Here is a 19297-nt window from a genome sequence, read left to right as displayed (position 1 = left end):
CTATTCCTTACAAAGAAATATATTTCACAAAATCTGAAATTTTCATTCAAAACAAAAAATTTGAGTACTTTTCATCACCAATCCTCAATCGATATGATTTCCCTCATGCATATTTCACGAAGTCTAGCACTGAGAAATTTCTTCAATTATTGGGAAACCAATTTAATAAAAATTACGTAAATTGTGTTTCTAATCAAACTCACAGCAACGTGATTGTCTTTGGATCACATTCGCAAGAAGGGAGCAAAACTGAGGCTGATGGTCTTGTTGGTGATAAAGGCAATCAAAATCTATGGGTTTATACAGCTGATTGCATGCCAATATTTTTTGCAGATAAAAAGACGAGGAACGTAGCAGCCTTGCATTGTGGAAGAAAAGGCCTAGAAAAAAAAATAATAAAAAATCTTGTTAAATTTTTCGATAATTTAGGGACTTCCAGAGATAACTTACTTGTCGCGATTGGGCCTGCAATATCCAAGGAACATTATGTAGTTGATAACAAGACACTCAAAGAATTTTATATTTCTACTGAAAACAAAAGAATAGCAACCAATATTATTAGAACTAAAAAAGATCTGTGTTTTAATGATTCAAATCACTTTGAAGAGCAAGACTTAAATCAACTTGATCTTAAAAGATTTGCCTATGGACAACTTTTGAATGAAAACATCCCAAATAGAAATATTGACATCTCAAATTTATGTACTTACAAAAGAAATGAATTTAATTCTTGGAGAAGGAATAAAACAATTTCTAGGCAATGGAATTTTATTTGCTCTCAAAGATAGTTAATTTGTACAATCTTCTCTAGTTAATTCTTTTGCAACTAATAATTCAGACATCTCCTTAGTACCTTTAATATTAAAAACTTTGGCTAACAATAAGTTATCTTTAAAACCAAAAGGTTTTATCTTTACTTTGGTTCCTCTTGGAAATTCACTTTTTAGTAAATTAGTTGCTTCAATTTCATTATTTTCATTTACATCTATACAAAATAATTTAACCGTTAAGCTCCTATTTTGATCTCCCACCAAAATAGTGTTTGAACTTTTAACTTGAAGAATTTCAGCCGAGTTAACTGTTACAGGATTAAAAACAATCAAGCAGATTATAATTAAAAATTTTGATAATTTTTTCAATTCAAAAATATCTAGGTTTTATTAGATATTTTAAAATTAATTTTTTAAAAATGAAGAATTTAATAAAATTAGTCTTCACAGTTAACATATCCAACCATTTGAGCATTACTTTTACCAGGGGGAACCATTGGATAACAATTTTCACCTCTTCTGACAAGAATATTAATCAAAGCAGGGCCGTCATGATCAAGCGCATTTTTTAATTCATTCTGTAATTGTTTTCTATCTGAAATTAAGTACCCTTTAACTCCAAAAGAATCAGCAAGTTTTACAAAATCAGGTTCACCACAACTCATATCAGATGAGGAATATCTTTCATCGTAGAAACTTTCCTGCCATTGTCTTACCATCCCTTGCCAGCGATTATTTATGATAATAAGTTTTACCTTTAGACCATATTGAGATAAAGTTCCTAACTCTTGAATATTCATTAAGACACTTGCATCTCCTGCAATACAAATTACATCTGAATTAGGTAAGGCTGCTTTTACTCCAATTGCCGCTGGCAATCCAAAACCCATAGTTCCTAAGCCAGCACTACTAATCCATTTTCTTGGAGAATTCCTAAGATATTGAGCAGCCCACATCTGATGTTGTCCTACATCTGTTGTTACAAAAGCTTCTGGAGAAAATTCCCTCACTTTTAAAAGAACCTCCTGAGGATAAATTTCTCCTTCTTTAGGTGGGTCATATAAAGGGTGTTTATTTTTCCAAAAATTAATTTTTTCTAACCAGTTTTTTGTCTTACAAGTAAAATTGTTACTTAGAGATTGTTTATTAATTTTGTGAACAGCTTTTGAAACATCAGAAACAATTGCGACATCAACACGTCTATTTTTATTAACTTCTGCAGGGTCAATATCTATATGAATCACCTTCGCATGAGGTGCAAAAGTATCTAATTTTCCTGTCACCCTATCATCGAATCTAGCTCCAATAGCAATTAAAAGATCGCATTCCGTAACAGCGAAATTTGCGTAAGCAGTTCCATGCATTCCTAGCATCCCTACTGATAAATTGTCTTTTTCATCAAAAGCGCCCTTCCCCATTAAAGTTGTCGTAACTGGTATTTGATAATTTTCAGCCAAAGTTTTTATTTCATCATGAGCCCCTGAAGATATTGCCCCACCTCCTACATATAGAAGAGGTCTTTCAGAACCTTCTATTAATTTAACTGCTTTATTGATATCGCAATCATTAATTTCTCCATTCCTTTTAAATCCTTTCGGAATAATCTCACCTGGCAAAACCCTTTGGTAATTAAAGAACTCCTGTCCTACATCTTTGGGTATATCAATTAAAACAGGGCCAGGTCTTCCAGATGAGGCTATAAAAAAAGCTTCAGAAACTACTTTCGCGATATCTGAAGGGTCTCTTATTACCCATGAATGTTTCACTATTGGTAGAGTTATACCAAAAATATCAGTTTCTTGAAAAGCGTCTGTCCCTATAGCAGGTCTTGGGACTTGACCTGTAACTACAACTAAGGGGACTGAATCCATTTGCGCTGTGGCAATTCCAGTTACTAAATTTGTTGCACCTGGGCCTGAGGTTCCAAAACATACTCCTACTTCACCAGTAGATCTTGCATATCCATCAGCCGCATGTGAGCCCCCTTGTTCATGCCTAACCATATAATGCTTTAACCAACCTTCTTGTTCTGCCTTATGAACAGCGTCATATATTGGAAGTATGGCTCCTCCAGGATATCCAAATATAACTTTTACCCCATGAATTTTTAAAGAATCCATCAGTGCATCCGCACCAGTTATCCAAACTGGGTTTTCATGTTTTGAACTACCCTTTGAAAAGGATCTCGAAGTAAGGGTCACTAAAAAAAGTCATTATTTACTATAAATATTAAGCTTAATTAAATACTTTTGCCTCATTTAGAAATGTAATGTCAGAAATACATTCAAAAAATCCTTTCAATAAATTTAAAATTTTCAAATAAATATCAATTGTTTTTTATAAAATACCTAGTTTGTGTAAAGGTCCAGAGCCTGAAATAAGTTCAATAAAAAGAACGAGAAAAATTATCATTGCAACCCTTCCGTTCCACACCTCTGAACTATTATTCCAACCCCATTGCCACTTCTCTTGGGGATAAAGTTTAACTTTTTCAGGCAACTGAGAAGCCTCCTCTATATTAACAAGAGGTCCCTCTAAACAGGAAATCACTAAATCACTAAGGCCTTCAATAAAAGTAGGATGAGTATTTAAAGCCTTGACTCTGCGAAAATTTTTAATGCCAGCTTTTTCAGCAATTTCTTTATATTCAATATCAATTTCTTGTAATGTTTCGATATGCTCTCCAACGAAACTTATTGGAACCACAATCAGATCATTAACATTTGACCTTCCAAGATCAGCTAATACTTCTTCTGTATATGGCTTCAGCCATTCAACAGGACCAACTCTACTTTGATAAGAAAGCGTATGAGGGTTACTGTGCCCTAAACATTTTTCCAGCTCATCAATTATTAATAAAGAACAATCTTCAATTTGTTGTTTGTAAGGGTCTCCAGCTTCCTCTACGTAACTCTTAGGAACTCCATGTGCAGTAAAAAATATATGGGCTTTTGAAGGTGATTCACAAAGTGCAATTTGTTCAGAAATTAATTCGACCATAGACTTTAGATATCCTGATTGACTGAACCAACTCCTTACACATCTCATTGGAACCTTCTTAAATTCATCATCAGAATCTCGCAATTTTTTTAATTCCCTAAAACTCGAGCCACTAGTACTTATGGAAAAATGTGGGTATAAGGGTATTACAACAACTTGATTTATGCCATCTGCTTTCATATCAGCGATAGCTGATTCGGTAAAAGGATGCCAATACCTCATTGCGATATAAGTAGTAGCATTAAACCCCTTATCCCTTAATTTAGATTGTAATTCTCTTGCTTGTTGTTCAGTTATCCTTCTGATGGGTGAACCTCCCCCTATAGAAAGATAGGCCTGTTGTGAAGTGGTACTTCTAAGAGTACTAATTAACCAAGCCAGGGGCTTTTGAAAAACAGGGAAAGGTGTCCTGATTATTTCTGGATCAGAAAAAAGATTGTATAAGAATGGGCCTACATCAGTAATGCGTTCGGGCCCTCCTAAATTCATTAGTAAGACGCCTATTTTGTCCATTTAAAATTTATGGAGATTGAAAATCAACATTAAAAACGTCATTATATGGTCAATTATATAAGTAAATGAACGTAATTCAGGAAATTAATAGTGTCAATGATAAATTTGCTACTCAAGGCTGCAAGCTTAAAATTGAGAAAAGAGGAGAAAAATTAAATATTCGTGGATCACTACCCTCCAAAGAAGATAATAAAAACTTTAAAATCCAAAGAATATCTCTTGGTTTAAAGGCTGATATTTCTGGGTTAGAGGAGGCCAAAAAAAAATTACAATTAATCAATTTGCAATTGGAATTGAATCAATTTAATTGGATTAATTGGATAGATAACCCTTATAAAAAGCAAACAAAAGATGGTTTTGAATTCCCAAATAGATTAAATCAATTTGAGGAATTTTTTTTTAAAGAAACCAAAAGTGATTTTCGAACCAGCACTAGAAAAACCACTTGGAGAAGTTCTTACAAACCTTATATAAAAAGGATCCTAAATATCTACAATGATTATGAGAATGAAGCTTTAGAGAAAATATTTCAAAAAACACTCGAAACTTATAAAGAAGGTAGCAGAAGCAGAAAACAATGTGGTACTTCTCTGAGTGTTCTGGCTAAATTTCTGGAAATTAAACTCCCAGAAGATTGGAAAATAAATTCTAGAGGATATGGTCTGAACAAAGCGGGATTTAGGGATCTCCCCACGGACGAGTTAATAGAGAAACTTTGGGAGACTATACCAAACAAATCTTGGAAATTTGTTTTTGGTTTAATGGCTACATATGGATTAAGAAATCATGAAGTATTTTTTTGTGATTTAAGTTCTCTAACTAATTTTGGAGACAAAATTATTAGAGTTTTACCCACCACTAAAACGGGGGAACATCAAGTTTGGCCATTTCATCCTGAATGGGTAGAAAAGTTCGAATTATCAAAACTTGGTGAAAATCCAGAACTACTACCAAATATTAAAAGAGATCTTAAAATCACAACCTTACAGAATATTGGAAAAAAAATTACAGATCAGTTTAAGAGATACTCTTTACAAATAAAACCTTATGATCTCAGGCATGCGTGGGCAGTAAGAACAATTTTCTACGATCTACCTGATACTGTGGCAGCCAGAATGATGGGACATTCGGTTAGTTTACATACTCAAACTTATCACCACTGGATTACAAAAAGAGATCAACAACAGGCAGTAAATAATGCACTATTAAAAGTTAAAAGAGCTAAAAATATTTAAAGATTTATAATCATTAAATAAAATTTGGGTAATATGCAAGAAAAACCTTCATCTTCTAAGAAAATATATAACCTCGATAATCAAGCAAATAAACTTGGAATGGGAGGAAAACTTTCACCAGATAGTGATGAAAGCTCATATAAAAAAAGAATGCAGCAAAGAAAAGATATTCAAACCGAAAGACTACAAATTAGAAAAACAAAAAAAGGATTATTGATTGTTTTTACAGGAAATGGCAAGGGCAAGACAACTGCATCTTTAGGTATGGCTTTAAGGACGATAGGGCATGGATATAAAGTAGCAATAATTCAATTTATTAAAGGAGGCTGGACCACTGGAGAAGAAAAAGCACTTAAAAATTTGTCTTCAAACATATCTTGGCATTCATTAGGGGAAGGATTTACTTGGGAAACACAAGACAGAGTAAGAGATGAAAAATTAGTTCAAGAAGCATGGCAACTAGCCAAAAAATATATTAAAAATGAATCTTATAAACTCATCATTCTTGATGAAATTAATATTGCGACAAAACTAGGTTATCTTGCACCAGAAGAAATTATCACTTTTTTAAAAAGCTTAAATAATAGAAAAAATCATATTGTTTTAACTGGAAGGGGAGCATCTGATTCAATTGTCAATTACGCTGATCTAGTTACAGAGATGAAACTAATAAGTCATCCTTTTAAAGAACAAGGAATAAAAGCACAAAAATGTGTTGAATTTTAGTTACAGCAAATTATTATTTAATTTTTTTTAGGCAAGTTTAGAAATGTTTAAAGACGCAAGCAATATCCAAACAAAAAATAAATTTGGTGCATTTACTTGCTAAGGTCTTAAAAGTACAATTAATGAATGACTTACAAAAGAGTTCTCTTAAAACTTAGTGGTGAAGCACTAATGGGTGAAAAACCTTATGGTATTGATCCAGCTATAGTTCAGTCAATTGCAGAGGATGTCTCAAAAGTAGTCGAAAATAATGTACAACTTGCAATAGTTGTTGGTGGTGGGAACATTTTTAGGGGGCTTAAAGGATCTGCAGACGGAATGGATCGCGCGACGGCTGATTATGTAGGGATGTTAGCAACAGTAATGAACGCGATATCACTTCAAGATGGTCTCGAGAGAGTAGGAGTTGCAACCAGAGTACAAACAGCAATCGAAATGCAGGAAATTGCTGAACCCTACATTAGAAGAAGAGCTATGAGGCACCTAGAAAAAGGCAGAGTTGTGGTTTTCGGAGGTGGATGCGGAAATCCATTTTTTACAACTGATACAACAGCAGCTTTGAGGGCAGCTGAGATAAACGCTGAAGTTGTTATGAAAGCTACTAAAGTTGATGGAGTCTACGATCGTGATCCTAATAAATTTAAAGATGCAAAAAAATATTCTTCTCTCAGTTATCAACAAGTTCTTAGTGATGAAATTGCAGTAATGGACAGCACTGCGATTGCACTTTGCAAAGATAATAATATCCCAATTATGGTTTTTGATATATTCAAAAAAGGGAACATTTCTAAAGCTGTTACTGGTGAGCCAATAGGCTCTTTAATTAGTTAAAGATTATTTTATTTTTTTTATTATGAAAGAAAAAGAAATTCAAGAAAATATGAATAAAAGTATTGAAGCCACACAAAGAAACTTTAATACAATTAGGACAGGCAGAGCTAATGCTTCCTTGTTAGACAGAGTAAGTGTTGAATACTACGGAGCGGAGACACCAATCAAATCGCTTGCCACAATAAGCACTGTTGATTCGCAAACAATTTCAATACAACCTTTTGATATTTCATGTTTACAAGCGATAGAGAAATCTATTTCTATGAGTGATTTAGGTATTACTCCAAATAATGATGGGAAAGTAATAAGAATAAATGTTCCTCCTCTAACAGAAGAAAGAAGAAAAGAATTTTGTAAATTAGCCTCTAAATATGCGGAGGAAGGGAAAGTAGCTTTAAGAAATATCAGAAGAGATGCTGTTGATAAAGAAAAAAAAGATGAAAAAGATGGTCTTATTTCTATTGACGAATCGAGAGATAATCAATCTAAAATTCAGAAAATTACTGATAAATATATTGCCTTAATAGAAACTAAATTGTCTGAAAAAGAAAAAGAAATTCTAAAAGTTTGATAGGATTTGACGTTGTAATAATTGGTGGAGGTTTATCAGGATCTTCCACTGCTCTTAACCTATCAAAGAAAGGATATTCTGTTTTAATTATCGAAAAAGAAAAATCCCAAGAATATAAACCATGTGCTGGTGGGATGGCATCTTCAATGCAAAGTTTTCTTCCTTTAGATATAAAAGATTCCATAGAATCAAAAATTAAGAATGTTGAATTCAGATGGAAGGCTACAGATAATGTAACTGCTGATCTTACTGGTGAATCCCCATTTTGGATTATTAAAAGAGAGAAGCTTGATCAATTATTACTTGATGAGTCCTTGAGTAATGGAGCTCAATTAATGAGGCCATTATTGATAGAAAAAATCATAAAAAAAAATGATAAGTGGGAAATTACTTGCGATAACAAAATAAAATATATTTCTGAATTTCTTGTAATTGCAGATGGGTCCAATTCCAAATGGGCAGGTTATTTCAATTTAGGGCCAAGAAAACCTAAATTTGCGAACACAATCTCATTAAGATTGAAAGGATTAGGTGAAATACCTAGAGATACAGTTAGATTTGAGTTTGGATTTATAAAATATGGTTTTGCATGGGCATTCCCCCTAAGAGAAAGCTTAAATATTGGTTTAGGTACTTTTATAAATAATGGTCCCCTAGAGAATCAGGCTATAAACAAACAAGTAATCAGAAGCTTCGGTTTTGAATATTTTCCTGATAAAACAATTAGTAAGAAACTGAGAATATGGAATGGCTTCCACTCAATTAATGGTGACAAAGTTTTAGCGGTTGGAGATGCCGCATCTCTATGTGATCCATTTTTAGCTGAAGGAATTAGACCATCTTTAATTAGCAGTTTTTATGCTTCAGAATACATAGATCAGTGCTTATCAGGAAAAGTAGATGATTTAAATATTTATACGAAAAAAATTAACAACATTTGGGGGAAATCAATGGCTTGGGGTAGGAGAATAGCCCAAGTATTTTATAGATTTCCCAGAACTGGGTACCAACTAGGTGTCAAAAGAAAAACAGCGCCTAAACGTATTGCTCAAATATTATCAGGAGAAATGAGTTATGAAGATATTGCAAAAAGAGTTATCAGAAGACTTTTAACAAAAAGTGGAGATTAATTCTTTTTTTTAATTCAAACTTAAATTTAGTTAGCAGAAATCAATTTATGATTTTTAATTTCTGAATATCTCTTAAGTAGCAGCTCTTCCAATTCTTCTATAGCCTTGCTGAATCCAGTTATACCCTCGCTAAGCTTTTCACTTGCCATTTGATCTTCTAACATACTTAATCTGAAATCTTTTTCTTCAAATTCGTAGTCAATAGAATTATTTATTTGGGTACTTACATCTAATTTTCTAACTAACTCCCCTTTTTCTTTTTTCAGTTCCTCAAGAAATTTTGGTGCGATTGTTAGAAGATCGCAACCTGCTAATTCTTTTATTTCATCAAGATTTCTAAAACTCGCTCCCATTACTTCTGTTTTGAATCCCTTTTCTTTAAAGTACTTGTATATTTGTGTAACCGAAATAACACCAGGGTCTTCAGCACCAACAAAACTAGTTTTACCGGTTTTTGCTTTATGCCAATCCAATATACGGCCAACGAACGGAGAAATTAGAGTTATCTTTGCATTGGCACAAGTTACCGCTTGGCAGAAGTTAAAAAGTAAAGTTAAGTTGCACTTAATACCCTCTTTTTCCAAAATTTCAGCCGCCTTAATTCCCTCCCATGTTGCAGCTATCTTAATCAAAATTCTTTCCTTTTCAATTCCAAAGTTTTTATAGAGATTTATCAATTTTCTCGCTTTTTCTACCGTAGCTTCAGTGTCGAAGCTCAATCTTGCATCAACTTCTGTAGATACACGCCCTGTAATAATTTTCAATATTTCTTTTCCAAAAAAAACTGAAACTTGGTCCACAGTTTCTTTAATTAATTCAATTTTAGAGAATCCTTGGGGCAATGTATTTTCTGAACTTTCTAAAGCTTTATCAATTAATTTCACATAATCAGGGTTCTTAGCCGCAGCAAGTATTAGCGATGGATTGGTGGTGGCGTCCCTTGGTTGGAATTTTTTTATCGAATCTAAATCTCCAGTATCGGCAACAACAACGGTCATTGTGGACAATTGTTCTAAAATTGATTTCATATCTAGATAATCATACATATACATAAACTAGCTTTTATTCCTGATGAAATCATCAGATAATGAACTAAATATTTATAAAATTGGACAATTTTAGAGTTTTTTAACAATCATTTCATGATCTTTAATCTTGGGAGGTATTTTTTCAATCACTATTAAGCTCTCGATAATTTCTTTCGCAACTGGCACTGCAACAGTTGAACCATATGCATATGATTTAGATGGCTCATCAACGACCACAAGGACAACATATTTCGGATCATTAACTGGTAAGGTCGCCACAAAACTACAAACTTTTTTACTTGTATATGAACCATTTAAAGCTTTTTGAGAGGTCCCAGTTTTTCCAGCAATTCTATAACCCTCAATTTTAACTCCAGAACCACTACCTTTATCAACTACACTCTCCATCCATTCAAGAATAGTTTTAGAGACATCGTATGAAAAAAATTGTTTTTTTGAATTTTTATTAACTCTTTCTTTAAAAGTTGAAGTTACATGGGGTGTTACTTCAAATCCGCCATTTGCCAAGGCCGCATGAAGTTGAACCAACTTAAGTGGTGAAATTGAAAACCCCTTACCATAAGATGCCACAGCAGGCTCAATGGGTTGATTTATAAATAAATCTTTTCTCTTTAATTGACCCGGTGTTGATTCATATAAGTCAGTCTCTAAATTTTTATTTATACCTAAATTTTTTAGCCAATCCCAATAAATTTTAGGGTCTAAATTTTGCATTATTTTTACCATCGCAACATTGCTAGAGACCTGCAAAACTTTTGGGTAATCAATATATCCATTACCTTTTTTATCCCAATTAGAAAGTGTCCATCCTCCAACATTAATCTTTCCAATATCTTCAACTAAACCATCTTTTTGAATTACTTCTTCTTCTAAAGCCAACGCAAGATTAATAGGTTTAAAAGTTGACCCAGGTTCATAAAGATCTTGTGTATACCATCCTTTGAAGGTTTCAGAATCATACAGCCAAAATTTATTAGGGTCGTAAGAGGGAACTGCAACTAAAGAGAGAATTTTACCATTATTAACATCCATAACCATTGCGAATCCCTTCTTTGCTTTCCATTCTTTTACTTGCCTTGTTAAAGCATCAAAAGAAGCTTTCTGTAATTTTGAGTCTATAGTTAGGCTTAAACTCTTATAGTCAGAAATAAAATCTCCTGGGGATGAATTATCAGGAAGAGGAGTTCCATCTCCTCCTCTATTTATTAAATTGCTTTTATTAAAAACTTTAATTTGATTATCTAAATGAAGCTCTAAACCTGCAGAACCTTTATTCTCATCATTAACAAACCCAACAAGATTAGAATAAAGCTCTCTTTGTGGATAATATCTTTGGGAATATTTAAACAAATCAAGTCCGCTTATTTTAAGATTTTTAATCTTTTTTGCTTTTTCTTCAGAAATTTTATCCAAAAGCATGATGCCGTGTTTTTTGTTATTAAATTTTTCCAATATTTTTTCTTCTTTCAAATTCAGAATAGGAGACAATTTTTTAACAACTTCTTCAGTGCTACGGATTCCTCTAACTGAGTCACCAGGAAAATTAAAGTATTTTGGATGAGCCCATAATTTGTAGAGTGGTTTATCATAGGCAATTATTCTATTATTTCTATCAACAATTGATCTTCTTTTTTTTAAGGGAGTAGTTTTAGAAGATTGTGTTAATCTAGCGATCCTTTGCAAATCTGGTGCATTAAAAACTTGCAATTTAACTAACCTACCAAACAAAGAAAAAATTATTAGCAAGCAAAAAATATAGAGGACTTTAAATCTCCTTTGATCAAGGGGCACTATATGAACAATTTTTTTATATTTATTCATCAATATCCTTTTTGATATTTACTTTCATGAAGACCTTTAATAAAGATCTTGAATTTTTTCTTAAAAAAACTTTCTTTTTTTTCAGTAATTTTGTCTAAATATATTAAATCTTTAGGTTTGGTTTTTCTATAAGTATCCAGAGACTCAAGTTCGGTGACATAAAACTCTTCTGTTTTAGAAATATAGTCGATGAGATTGTTATTAATTGCTTTTGTTATTGATAAAGTTTTATATGTATTTGACCATTTCGTTTGGCTATCCAAGGACAAGAAAAATAATGTAAAAATTAAAACAATTAGAGAGATATTTATAGTGTCTATTATTTGATTTATTAATTTGAGGTTTAGGTTATTTATTTTTTCTGAATTTTGTTGAACTTCGCATGAAACAATCTTGCTTAAATAAGATTGTTTCCCATAAGGTTTCATCTATTATCTAGCTCAATAATAAAACAAGTGTTATACATCAAATAAACATCTTTTAGTTTGTTATGCAAGATATAAAAATCAAATTATTTATGTTCTTAACAAGAACAAATTTAAGAAAGTCAATCCATTCCATAAAGAATGCATAATTACCGAAGAAAGCAAACTTCCTGAAGCCATTCTTGTAATTCCTAGCCCTATTCCCAGAACGAATAAAGGAGGTAATTCGCCTACACTTAAATGTGCCAAAGCGAAAACAAAAGATGAAACAATAATGCTCCAAATTATTCCAAAATCTCTGGAGAGAGTTGGCAATAAAACACCTCGAAATATAATCTCTTCAAATAAAGGAGCTAAAACAGTAGTTGTTACAAATAAAATAATAAAAGAAAAGTAACTCTTAGTATTGAGAACAATTTCAAGCAAGGGGTTACTACCATTCTGATTGTCAATTAGACTGTTCATAATTAGTGAAATAAATAAAACAAAGGGAACAATAGTTAACCAGCCCTTAATCCCGTTAAAAACCGCATCTTGGATTGTCGAGAACTTAAACTGAAAATAATCTTTTTTCAGGGTAAATTCACCTTTTAAGGATTTAATTTGATAAAAAACTATCAACAATGGTGGGATAGCCATAAAAAGATATCCAAAAAATATTTTTAGAGACTGAGACAACTCATTTGAAAAATTTTTAGAAAACAGTTCAACTAAACTAATTGAAAATAAAGGTGAAACAACTTCTCCTAAGACAACAAATCCACCAGCAATTAATAAGACCATATCTAGCAAGTCTAAGTTTAAAGGTTCAATTTCTTTCCACTCAAACTTCCTTATAGATATAGCTTTCCATAAAATTTTTAAAGATAAGATCGAACCGAGAAAAATTGTTAATAGTGGAATTAATCTGATGGCTAATATTCTCAAAAACATTTTGCTTGAAAATGATTTAGTTATTAATGAACTATCATCAAAATCAAATTCCTCGCTTAAAAGGTGATATAAAAATTTATCGTCTTTGTATAGATCAAATTTATTAAAATTAGATTTATAGGAATTATTATTCGATTTTTTTTTAAGTTCATCAAATATTAAATTATATTTTGTATTTATAAAATATTGGGATGTATTTTTTTCAATTAAAGTTCCATCTATATCTGAAGAGATTACCCGAATTAATTTATTTCTCTCTGTTAGTTCATTAAATGAGACCTGAGAAAGGGCATTATTTATTTCATCAACTGGATCATTTATGATAAAAAATTTTTTAATATTTCTTGGTATTGATTGCTCTGCTAATTCAACAATTTCCTGTTCTTTTTGACTTATATCAAATGATACAGACGGTCTACTCAAACTATCTCTTAAGCCTTGTTGCCATACGAAAAATGTTATAACTATGGAAATTAAAGCTAGAGAAAGTTTTGTCTTAGAAATATTTTTAAAAGTCATAATTTATTTTAAAGATTAGAACTATAGTTAAATACTTTTGAAATTGTTTTTAAATATACCTATTTCTATCACGCCATGAGATGATTAAATTATCATCATTTTCAAATTAATATAATGACTATAAGATTAGTTTTAGTTAGGCATGGTTTAAGCAGCTTTAATGCGAAAGGATTAATTCAAGGAAGAACTGATGATTCTTTATTAACAGATGAAGGATATGAACAAGCTATCAAAGCTGGAAAAGCATTATCAAAAATAAACTTTGATAAAATTTATTCTTCTCCTCTTGTAAGAGCAGCAGAGACTGCAAAAACTATTAATAAAAACTTCAACACAGAACAAAGTATTGCATTTGATAAGAACTTGATAGAGGTAGACCTTAGTGGATGGTCTGGGTTAAAAATCGATGAAATAAAACAGAAATTTCCAGGAACATACAAAATATGGAAAAATGATCCAGAAAATCTAACTTTAGAACGAAGTGATAATAAAACTTACAAACCAATTCAAGATTTATTTGATCAAGCGACTGATTTTATAAAAGACATTTTAAAAATTTATTTAAACAAAGATGATGTAAATATTTTAGTAGTTGGACATAATGCGATTCTTAGATGTTTAATACTTTCTTTAATTGGAAAGCCTAAGCAAGGTTTTAGGAAAATAAGATTAGAAAATGCTTCTATTTCAATTCTTAATATTTCAAGAAAAGATAACTCTTTTGAGACCCAAATTGAATGCTTAAATCAAACATCTCATCTGCATACAAATATTCCTAGTCAAATTGGAGATTCAAGAATATTTCTAATAAGGCATGGAGAGACAAATTGGAATAAAGAAGGGAGATTCCAAGGACAGATTGATATACCTTTAAACGAAAATGGTAGGGATCAAGCGAGAAAAACTTTTGAATATTTGAGAAATATTTTTTTTAATAAGGCATTTTCAAGTTCAATGAATAGACCTTACGAAACAGCACAAATTATTCTTCAAAATAACAAAGATTTAAAAATACAAAAAATAGATGATCTTATAGAAATAAGTCACGGATTATGGGAAGGCAAACTTGAATCTGAAATTAGAGAGAAGTGGTCTGATTTACTAAAAAATTGGCACGATAAACCTGAAGAAGTAATAATGCCGGAAGGTGAATCCATCAAAGATGTCTCAGAAAGGTCCATATCAGCTTTTGACAAAATTTGTTCATCTCAAAAAAACAATGATCTAACCCTCCTAGTTGCTCATGATGCAGTCAATAAAACTCTGATTTGTAATATCCTTGGGATTAATTATTCAAATATTTGGATGATAAAACAAGGTAATGGTGGAATAACTGTAATAGACCTCTTCAATGATCCCACCAAACCACCTGTGATTAGTGCACTTAACATCACAACTCATCTTGGAGGAATTATTGATTCCACGGCATCTGGTGCACTCTAAATTAACAGATCTCTAAAAGTAATTTTCGTTAAGTCTTAATTAAATTTTACTAATTGAAAAATCCAATATTACTAAGAGGCCAAAATCTTAAATAAGCTCTTCCGATGATCTCCTTTTTGTGAAGGAATTTATTACCAGGCCAATATCTTCCGTCCCAGCTATTTGCTCTATTATCTCCTAAAACTAAAAAATGATCTTTGGGAACTTTTATATTTTCAAATTCACCACATTCATTTAAGAAGGTCAAGGAGCATTTAAAAGATACATAAGGTTCAGAAATTAATTTATTGTTTATCATTACTTCACCTTTAGAATTTACACTAACAATTTCCCCAGGAAGTGCCACTACTCTCTTGATATAAGCATCGCAAGCTCGATCCCTTAAACCAGGAATAGAAGACATCGGAGGGAAACTCATAAAAAAACAATATCTTTTTTTCGGTAATGGCTTAGATCTCAACGAAATTAGTTTTTCATCAAATGAGTATGGAGATTTAAAAACGACGATATCACCTCTTTTTGGTAGAGAGTTCTTAAGTGAGAATTTTTCAATGATTAACCTATCGTTTATTTGTAATTCTGGGAGCATTGAACCTGAGGGAATGTAACGAGGTTCTGCAAAAAAGGATCTACAAGAGGAAACAAAAAAAGTTAATAGGATTAATAAACCCCATTCTTTTAAAAAACTTTTAAGAGAAGCAGGCATAAATTTATTAAAGACTTTAATTTTTAACCTTACATAAATTCCTTAGCATATTCAATTTCATTAAATCCCAATATTACTTTTTTTTCTTCATAAACCAAAAATGGCCTTTTTATTAATTTACCATCGCTTAAAAGTATTTGAGTAATTTCTTCCGTTGATAAAGAGTGAATATCTACATCAATCGATTTAAAAGCTTTGCCTCTTGTATTAAATATCCTTTTTTTATCTGAAGAATATTGTTCTAAAGCTAGATTTATGTACTTATATAATGGAGGTTCTTTTACAATATCCATTAATCGATATTCAAAAGATTTACTATCAAGCCACTTTGCCGCTTTTCGACAAGTAGAGCATTTTAAATAACTATAAAAAATAATTTTATTCAATTAACTTTTACTGATGGTTGATTTTCTAAGCACTTTAAAGTTTTTCTTTTTTTTGGATGTACAATTTTTCAGTAAGTTTTCAACTACATCAAAATCTCTCCAACCATCAATTTGAACTGTTCTTCCATCTAGTCCCTTACTAGTTCTAAAAAATTCAGCAACATCCTCAAGCTGATTTGGAGCGATTTGATTAATACTTACTATATTGGCCTGCCTTGGATTAGCCATAGGCACACATAAAAGCTTCCCGTCATATGCTCCACAATCATGCATATCCAAAACCCCAATAGGTCTAGCTTTTATTAAACAGCCAGCAAAAGTTGGCTCATCCATTATCACCATTGCATCAAGAGGAGCGCCATCATCAGCAAGTGTATTGGGAATAAAACCGTAATCAAAGGGATATCTCACTGAAGAATGTAATACTCTATCTAATGCCATTATCCCTGCTTCAGAACAATATTCATATTTATTCCTGCTGCCAGCAGGAATCTCTACAACTATATTTACTATCCCATTCATTGGAGATGGAGGTATCGAACTAAGATCCATCTTTTTTAAAGTCTTGATTAGAAATTATCTCGTTGTCTTGAGAGAAAGGCCTTCCAATAAAAATGCTGATTGAAGGCAATAAAAATGTCATAAAGGCAAAAATAATACCTAGAGATGTTATTGATAAACTCCTAATACTTAAGGGGTCATCATCATCTCTTTCAAAATCACTTAAAGAAGAACCGAGGGAAGACTCTTCACTTAATTGGCTTTTTGTAAAGTGTTTTGATTTCGTATAACTCAAGAAGTCTTAATTGGTAAATGTTAAGGAGATAATTGAACATCATTATCCTACATACTTAATGTCAATAAATCAAAACATTCTTTAGTAACTTTCAAATTATTCTTTTTCTAGCAAAGATCTAATTAATTTTAATTCATCTAATATTTGTACCATTATGTTTTGAGCAGCTGAAGAAGGTGTATTAAATACCTCTACAGTAACCTCCTTGATTCTTAAGATATCTTTAGCAAATCTTGCTACTTCATTAGGATGGAATTTTAGGGGATCTTTTTGATCAGTCCTAAACTCGGGATTTAATTTTCTTGGATTAAAATTTGGATTAAGATTTCTTAAATCTGTATTTGTGTACCTATAAACTGAAGCCCTTGATCGGTTTAGGAATTTTTGAACTTCATCAATACCTACTAATTCCTCTTCGCTAGAAATATTGGAATCTATATTTTCCATAATTTTAAGAAAATGTTTTAGGAATAATTAACTTTGTAAAAAGTTTGACCTTCATTACTGAAGAAACTAGCAGAAAGAATATATTCAGACTAGTTGCGTTGAGGGACTCAAGACACTTTTAATTTTTTTTTCAACTTAATTGATAAAATTATCGAATATTAATGTATTTTTGTATGCGCGTAACCACCTCATTTCCTCTGGGGACACTTCGTGACACACCTTCTGAAGCTGAAATTATTTCACATCAATTACTTTTAAAAGCTGGTTACATTCGTAGAGTTAACAGCGGTATTTATGCATATATGCCAATAATGCTTAGAGTTATTGAAAAAATATCCGCCATTATTGAAAAGGAACTTAATAGTAACGGTTGCACTAAACTACTTTTACCCCAACTTCATCCAGCAGAATTATGGAAAAAAAGTGAAAGATGGGAAGGATACACTGCCGGAGAAGGAATAATGTTTAATCTGAAAGATAGACAAGGTAAAGAATTTGGTTTAGCACCAACTCACGAAGAAGTGATTACGAGTATTGCATCAGAAATCATTAACTCATATAAGCAATTACCACAATGTTTTTATCAAATTCAGACAAAATTTAGAGATGAAATAAGACCAAGGTTTGGATTAATGAGAAGTAGAGAATTTATTATGAAAGATGGCTATTCTTTCCACTCTTCAAAAGAGGATTTAGCTTCATTTTATGAAAGGATGGGCAATGCTTATGAAAATATTTTTAAATCTTGTGGACTACAAACCGTTGGGGTTGAAGCAGATAGTGGAGCTATCGGGGGTGCCTCATCAAAAGAATTTATGGTAACCGCAGATGCTGGAGAAGATACCATTTTGTTTACTAAAAGTGGTTCTTATGCTGCTAATATTGAGAAAGCTGTTTCTTTACCCTCACAACCAATTCCAATAAGGCCTGATCTTTCAGGCTGGCTAGAAACACCTCAACAAAAAACAATCATTGAACTTTGTAAAAAAAATAATTTGGACCCTAGTCAAATTATCAAAGTCGTAGTATTCCTTGCGATTTTCGAAAATAAAACAGAGGTTCCAATTCTTGCATGTATAAGGGGCGATCAACATATTAATGAAGTAAAGCTTTTTAACTTAATAAATAAACTTTATAAATCAAACCTTCTTAATCTTAGAAAAATTGAAGACAAAAAAATTATCGAAAAAAACCTTGTTGATTTTCCTTTAGGCTTTATAGGACCAGATTTGGATAATAAAACTATTAAAACTAGTTCTAATTGGGAAAAAACATGGACCAAAGTTATTGATCATTCTGCTAAAAGTCTCTCAAAGTTTATAAGTGGTGGAAATAAAGTTAATTTTCACAAAGTTTTTCAGGAATTTAACTTTGCTTCAAAAGATTTCCTAATTGAAGATATCAGAAATGCTAAGAAAGGAGATATGATAAAAATTAATGATGATGAGGAATTAAAAGAAAAAAAAGGTATTGAAATTGGTCATATTTTCCAACTAGGTCAAAAATATAGTGAAAAATTAAACGCTAAGTTCTCCGATAAAGATGGCCAATTAAAAAATTTATGGATGGGTTGTTATGGAATTGGAGTAACAAGAATAGTCCAAGCTGCTATCGAACAAAATCATGATCAAAAGGGAATATGTTGGCCAATACAGATTGCACCTTTTGAAGTTATTATAATCCCAACAAACCTAAAAGATCCGATTCAAAAAGATCTTACGGAGGAAATATATAACAATTTGAAAATTAATAAAATTGAAGTCCTTCTAGATGATAGAGATGAAAGAGCGGGTGTGAAATTTAAAGATGCAGAATTAATTGGTATACCTTTTCAGATAATTGTTGGGAGAGATTCTATTAATAGAGAGATAGAACTTTTATGCAGGGTAAATGATACTAAATCTAAAATTAGTGCCGACGAATTATTGGAAACATTTATTTCGGAATCACAAATAATGTACAATAAAAAAACTTAAGGCTAAATTTTTAGGAGCTA

At 31.7% G+C, this 19297-nt stretch carries 20 protein-coding genes; 8 read left to right on the top strand and 12 right to left on the bottom strand.

What is annotated here, in order from left to right:
* Window positions 1–2 precede the first annotated feature (2 nt).
* On the top strand, window positions 3–788 hold the full coding sequence (pgeF, locus tag JJ847_08640; protein ID MBO6960952.1) for a peptidoglycan editing factor PgeF: 786 nt from the start codon (window positions 3–5) through the stop codon (window positions 786–788).
* On the opposite strand, the gene JJ847_08635 is transcribed toward pgeF, so the two are convergent.
* From JJ847_08635 to JJ847_08625, 3 genes are all read right to left on the bottom strand, one after another.
* Window positions 789–1139: a hypothetical protein gene (locus JJ847_08635; GenBank protein MBO6960951.1), complete on the bottom strand. Its 351-nt coding sequence runs from the start codon at window positions 1137–1139 to the stop codon at window positions 789–791.
* A 68-nt stretch (window positions 1140–1207) separates the two neighbouring features.
* Window positions 1208–2971, bottom strand: a complete 1764-nt coding sequence (gene ilvB, locus JJ847_08630) for a biosynthetic-type acetolactate synthase large subunit (GenBank protein MBO6960950.1) — start codon at window positions 2969–2971, stop codon at window positions 1208–1210.
* A 136-nt stretch (window positions 2972–3107) separates the two neighbouring features.
* Window positions 3108–4283 (bottom strand): ferrochelatase, encoded by a 1176-nt coding sequence (locus tag JJ847_08625; GenBank protein MBO6960949.1) that lies wholly within the window; start codon window positions 4281–4283, stop codon window positions 3108–3110.
* Window positions 4284–4348: 65 nt separating this feature from the next.
* Here JJ847_08625 and JJ847_08620 point away from each other — a divergent pair, with 65 nt between their 5' ends.
* The 5 genes from JJ847_08620 (at window position 4349) to JJ847_08600 (ending at window position 8776) form a co-directional block, all read left to right on the top strand.
* The gene (locus JJ847_08620; protein ID MBO6960948.1) at window positions 4349–5518 is read left to right on the top strand and encodes a site-specific integrase; all 1170 of its coding nucleotides are present in this window, start codon (window positions 4349–4351) and stop codon (window positions 5516–5518) included.
* Between the two features lie 33 nt (window positions 5519–5551).
* Window positions 5552–6244, top strand: a complete 693-nt coding sequence (gene cobO, locus JJ847_08615; protein ID MBO6960947.1) for a cob(I)yrinic acid a,c-diamide adenosyltransferase — start codon at window positions 5552–5554, stop codon at window positions 6242–6244.
* A 126-nt stretch (window positions 6245–6370) separates the two neighbouring features.
* Window positions 6371–7075, top strand: a complete 705-nt coding sequence (locus JJ847_08610) for a UMP kinase (protein ID MBO6960946.1) — start codon at window positions 6371–6373, stop codon at window positions 7073–7075.
* 22 nt (window positions 7076–7097) lie between these two features.
* Complete coding sequence (frr, locus tag JJ847_08605) at window positions 7098–7646, top strand: ribosome recycling factor (protein ID MBO6960945.1); 549 nt, start codon at window positions 7098–7100, stop codon at window positions 7644–7646.
* Entirely contained in the window at window positions 7643–8776 is a 1134-nt protein-coding gene (locus JJ847_08600; GenBank protein MBO6960944.1) for an NAD(P)/FAD-dependent oxidoreductase, read from the top strand. Before frr ends, JJ847_08600 begins: the two co-directional genes overlap by 4 nt.
* Before the next feature lie 26 nt (window positions 8777–8802).
* Here JJ847_08600 and tal read toward each other — a convergent pair whose 3' ends face one another.
* From tal to JJ847_08580, 4 genes are all read right to left on the bottom strand, one after another.
* On the bottom strand, window positions 8803–9804 hold the full coding sequence (tal, locus tag JJ847_08595; protein MBO6960943.1) for a transaldolase: 1002 nt from the start codon (window positions 9802–9804) through the stop codon (window positions 8803–8805).
* 90 nt (window positions 9805–9894) lie between these two features.
* Window positions 9895–11646, bottom strand: coding sequence for a penicillin-binding protein 2 (locus tag JJ847_08590; protein MBO6960942.1), 1752 nt, complete (start codon window positions 11644–11646; stop codon window positions 9895–9897).
* Window positions 11646–12074 carry a hypothetical protein gene (locus tag JJ847_08585; GenBank protein MBO6960941.1) on the bottom strand — a complete coding sequence of 143 codons (429 nt, stop codon included), beginning with the start codon at window positions 12072–12074 and terminating at the stop codon, window positions 11646–11648. The genes JJ847_08590 and JJ847_08585 overlap by 1 nt, the downstream gene beginning before the upstream one ends.
* Window positions 12075–12161: 87 nt before the next feature.
* Window positions 12162–13523 (bottom strand): CPBP family intramembrane metalloprotease, encoded by a 1362-nt coding sequence (locus tag JJ847_08580; GenBank protein MBO6960940.1) that lies wholly within the window; start codon window positions 13521–13523, stop codon window positions 12162–12164.
* A 114-nt stretch (window positions 13524–13637) separates the two neighbouring features.
* Here JJ847_08580 and JJ847_08575 point away from each other — a divergent pair, with 114 nt between their 5' ends.
* Entirely contained in the window at window positions 13638–14966 is a 1329-nt protein-coding gene (locus tag JJ847_08575) for a histidine phosphatase family protein (protein MBO6960939.1), read from the top strand.
* Between the two features lie 49 nt (window positions 14967–15015).
* On the opposite strand, the gene lepB is transcribed toward JJ847_08575, so the two are convergent.
* The 5 genes from lepB to JJ847_08550 all read right to left on the bottom strand — a co-directional run bounded on the left by lepB (window position 15016) and on the right by JJ847_08550 (window position 17301).
* Window positions 15016–15672 (bottom strand): signal peptidase I, encoded by a 657-nt coding sequence (gene lepB / locus JJ847_08570; GenBank protein ID MBO6960938.1) that lies wholly within the window; start codon window positions 15670–15672, stop codon window positions 15016–15018.
* A 29-nt stretch (window positions 15673–15701) separates the two neighbouring features.
* On the bottom strand, window positions 15702–16058 hold the full coding sequence (locus JJ847_08565; GenBank protein MBO6960937.1) for a Spx/MgsR family RNA polymerase-binding regulatory protein: 357 nt from the start codon (window positions 16056–16058) through the stop codon (window positions 15702–15704).
* Window positions 16059–16610 (bottom strand): inorganic diphosphatase, encoded by a 552-nt coding sequence (locus tag JJ847_08560; protein ID MBO6960936.1) that lies wholly within the window; start codon window positions 16608–16610, stop codon window positions 16059–16061.
* Window positions 16600–16854 carry a hypothetical protein gene (locus tag JJ847_08555; protein MBO6960935.1) on the bottom strand — a complete coding sequence of 85 codons (255 nt, stop codon included), beginning with the start codon at window positions 16852–16854 and terminating at the stop codon, window positions 16600–16602. The genes JJ847_08560 and JJ847_08555 overlap by 11 nt, the downstream gene beginning before the upstream one ends.
* 96 nt (window positions 16855–16950) lie before the next feature.
* Entirely contained in the window at window positions 16951–17301 is a 351-nt protein-coding gene (locus JJ847_08550) for a resolvase (GenBank protein MBO6960934.1), read from the bottom strand.
* A gap of 173 nt (window positions 17302–17474) precedes the next feature.
* On the opposite strand from JJ847_08550, the gene JJ847_08545 reads away from it, so the two are divergent.
* Entirely contained in the window at window positions 17475–19277 is a 1803-nt protein-coding gene (locus tag JJ847_08545) for a proline--tRNA ligase (GenBank protein ID MBO6960933.1), read from the top strand.
* Window positions 19278–19297 lie beyond the last annotated feature (20 nt).

The organism is Prochlorococcus marinus CUG1438 (assembly GCA_017644325.1).
Taxonomy (GTDB): Bacteria; Cyanobacteriota; Cyanobacteriia; order PCC-6307; family Cyanobiaceae; genus Prochlorococcus_A; species Prochlorococcus_A marinus_AA.
Note: the sequence above shows the minus strand (reverse complement) of the source record. Positions and strands in the feature narration are given on the sequence as shown.

What these genes read in the sequence shown, in the direction of transcription:
- JJ847_08560 (MBO6960936.1), bottom strand. Translation starts at nt 16,610, where the DNA reads ATGGATCTTAGTTCGATACCTCCATCTCCAATGAATGGGATAGTAAAT.
- JJ847_08545 (MBO6960933.1), top strand. Translation starts at nt 17,475, where the DNA reads ATGCGCGTAACCACCTCATTTCCTCTGGGGACACTTCGTGACACACCT.
- tal (MBO6960943.1), bottom strand. Translation starts at nt 9,804, where the DNA reads ATGAAATCAATTTTAGAACAATTGTCCACAATGACCGTTGTTGTTGCC.
- JJ847_08585 (MBO6960941.1), bottom strand. Translation starts at nt 12,074, where the DNA reads ATGAAACCTTATGGGAAACAATCTTATTTAAGCAAGATTGTTTCATGC.
- JJ847_08575 (MBO6960939.1), top strand. Translation starts at nt 13,638, where the DNA reads ATGACTATAAGATTAGTTTTAGTTAGGCATGGTTTAAGCAGCTTTAAT.
- JJ847_08610 (MBO6960946.1), top strand. Translation starts at nt 6,371, where the DNA reads ATGACTTACAAAAGAGTTCTCTTAAAACTTAGTGGTGAAGCACTAATG.
- cobO (MBO6960947.1), top strand. Translation starts at nt 5,552, where the DNA reads ATGCAAGAAAAACCTTCATCTTCTAAGAAAATATATAACCTCGATAAT.
- JJ847_08625 (MBO6960949.1), bottom strand. Translation starts at nt 4,283, where the DNA reads ATGGACAAAATAGGCGTCTTACTAATGAATTTAGGAGGGCCCGAACGC.
- JJ847_08580 (MBO6960940.1), bottom strand. Translation starts at nt 13,523, where the DNA reads ATGACTTTTAAAAATATTTCTAAGACAAAACTTTCTCTAGCTTTAATT.
- JJ847_08550 (MBO6960934.1), bottom strand. Translation starts at nt 17,301, where the DNA reads ATGGAAAATATAGATTCCAATATTTCTAGCGAAGAGGAATTAGTAGGT.
- JJ847_08590 (MBO6960942.1), bottom strand. Translation starts at nt 11,646, where the DNA reads ATGAATAAATATAAAAAAATTGTTCATATAGTGCCCCTTGATCAAAGG.
- lepB (MBO6960938.1), bottom strand. Translation starts at nt 15,672, where the DNA reads ATGCCTGCTTCTCTTAAAAGTTTTTTAAAAGAATGGGGTTTATTAATC.
- frr (MBO6960945.1), top strand. Translation starts at nt 7,098, where the DNA reads ATGAAAGAAAAAGAAATTCAAGAAAATATGAATAAAAGTATTGAAGCC.
- JJ847_08620 (MBO6960948.1), top strand. Translation starts at nt 4,349, where the DNA reads ATGAACGTAATTCAGGAAATTAATAGTGTCAATGATAAATTTGCTACT.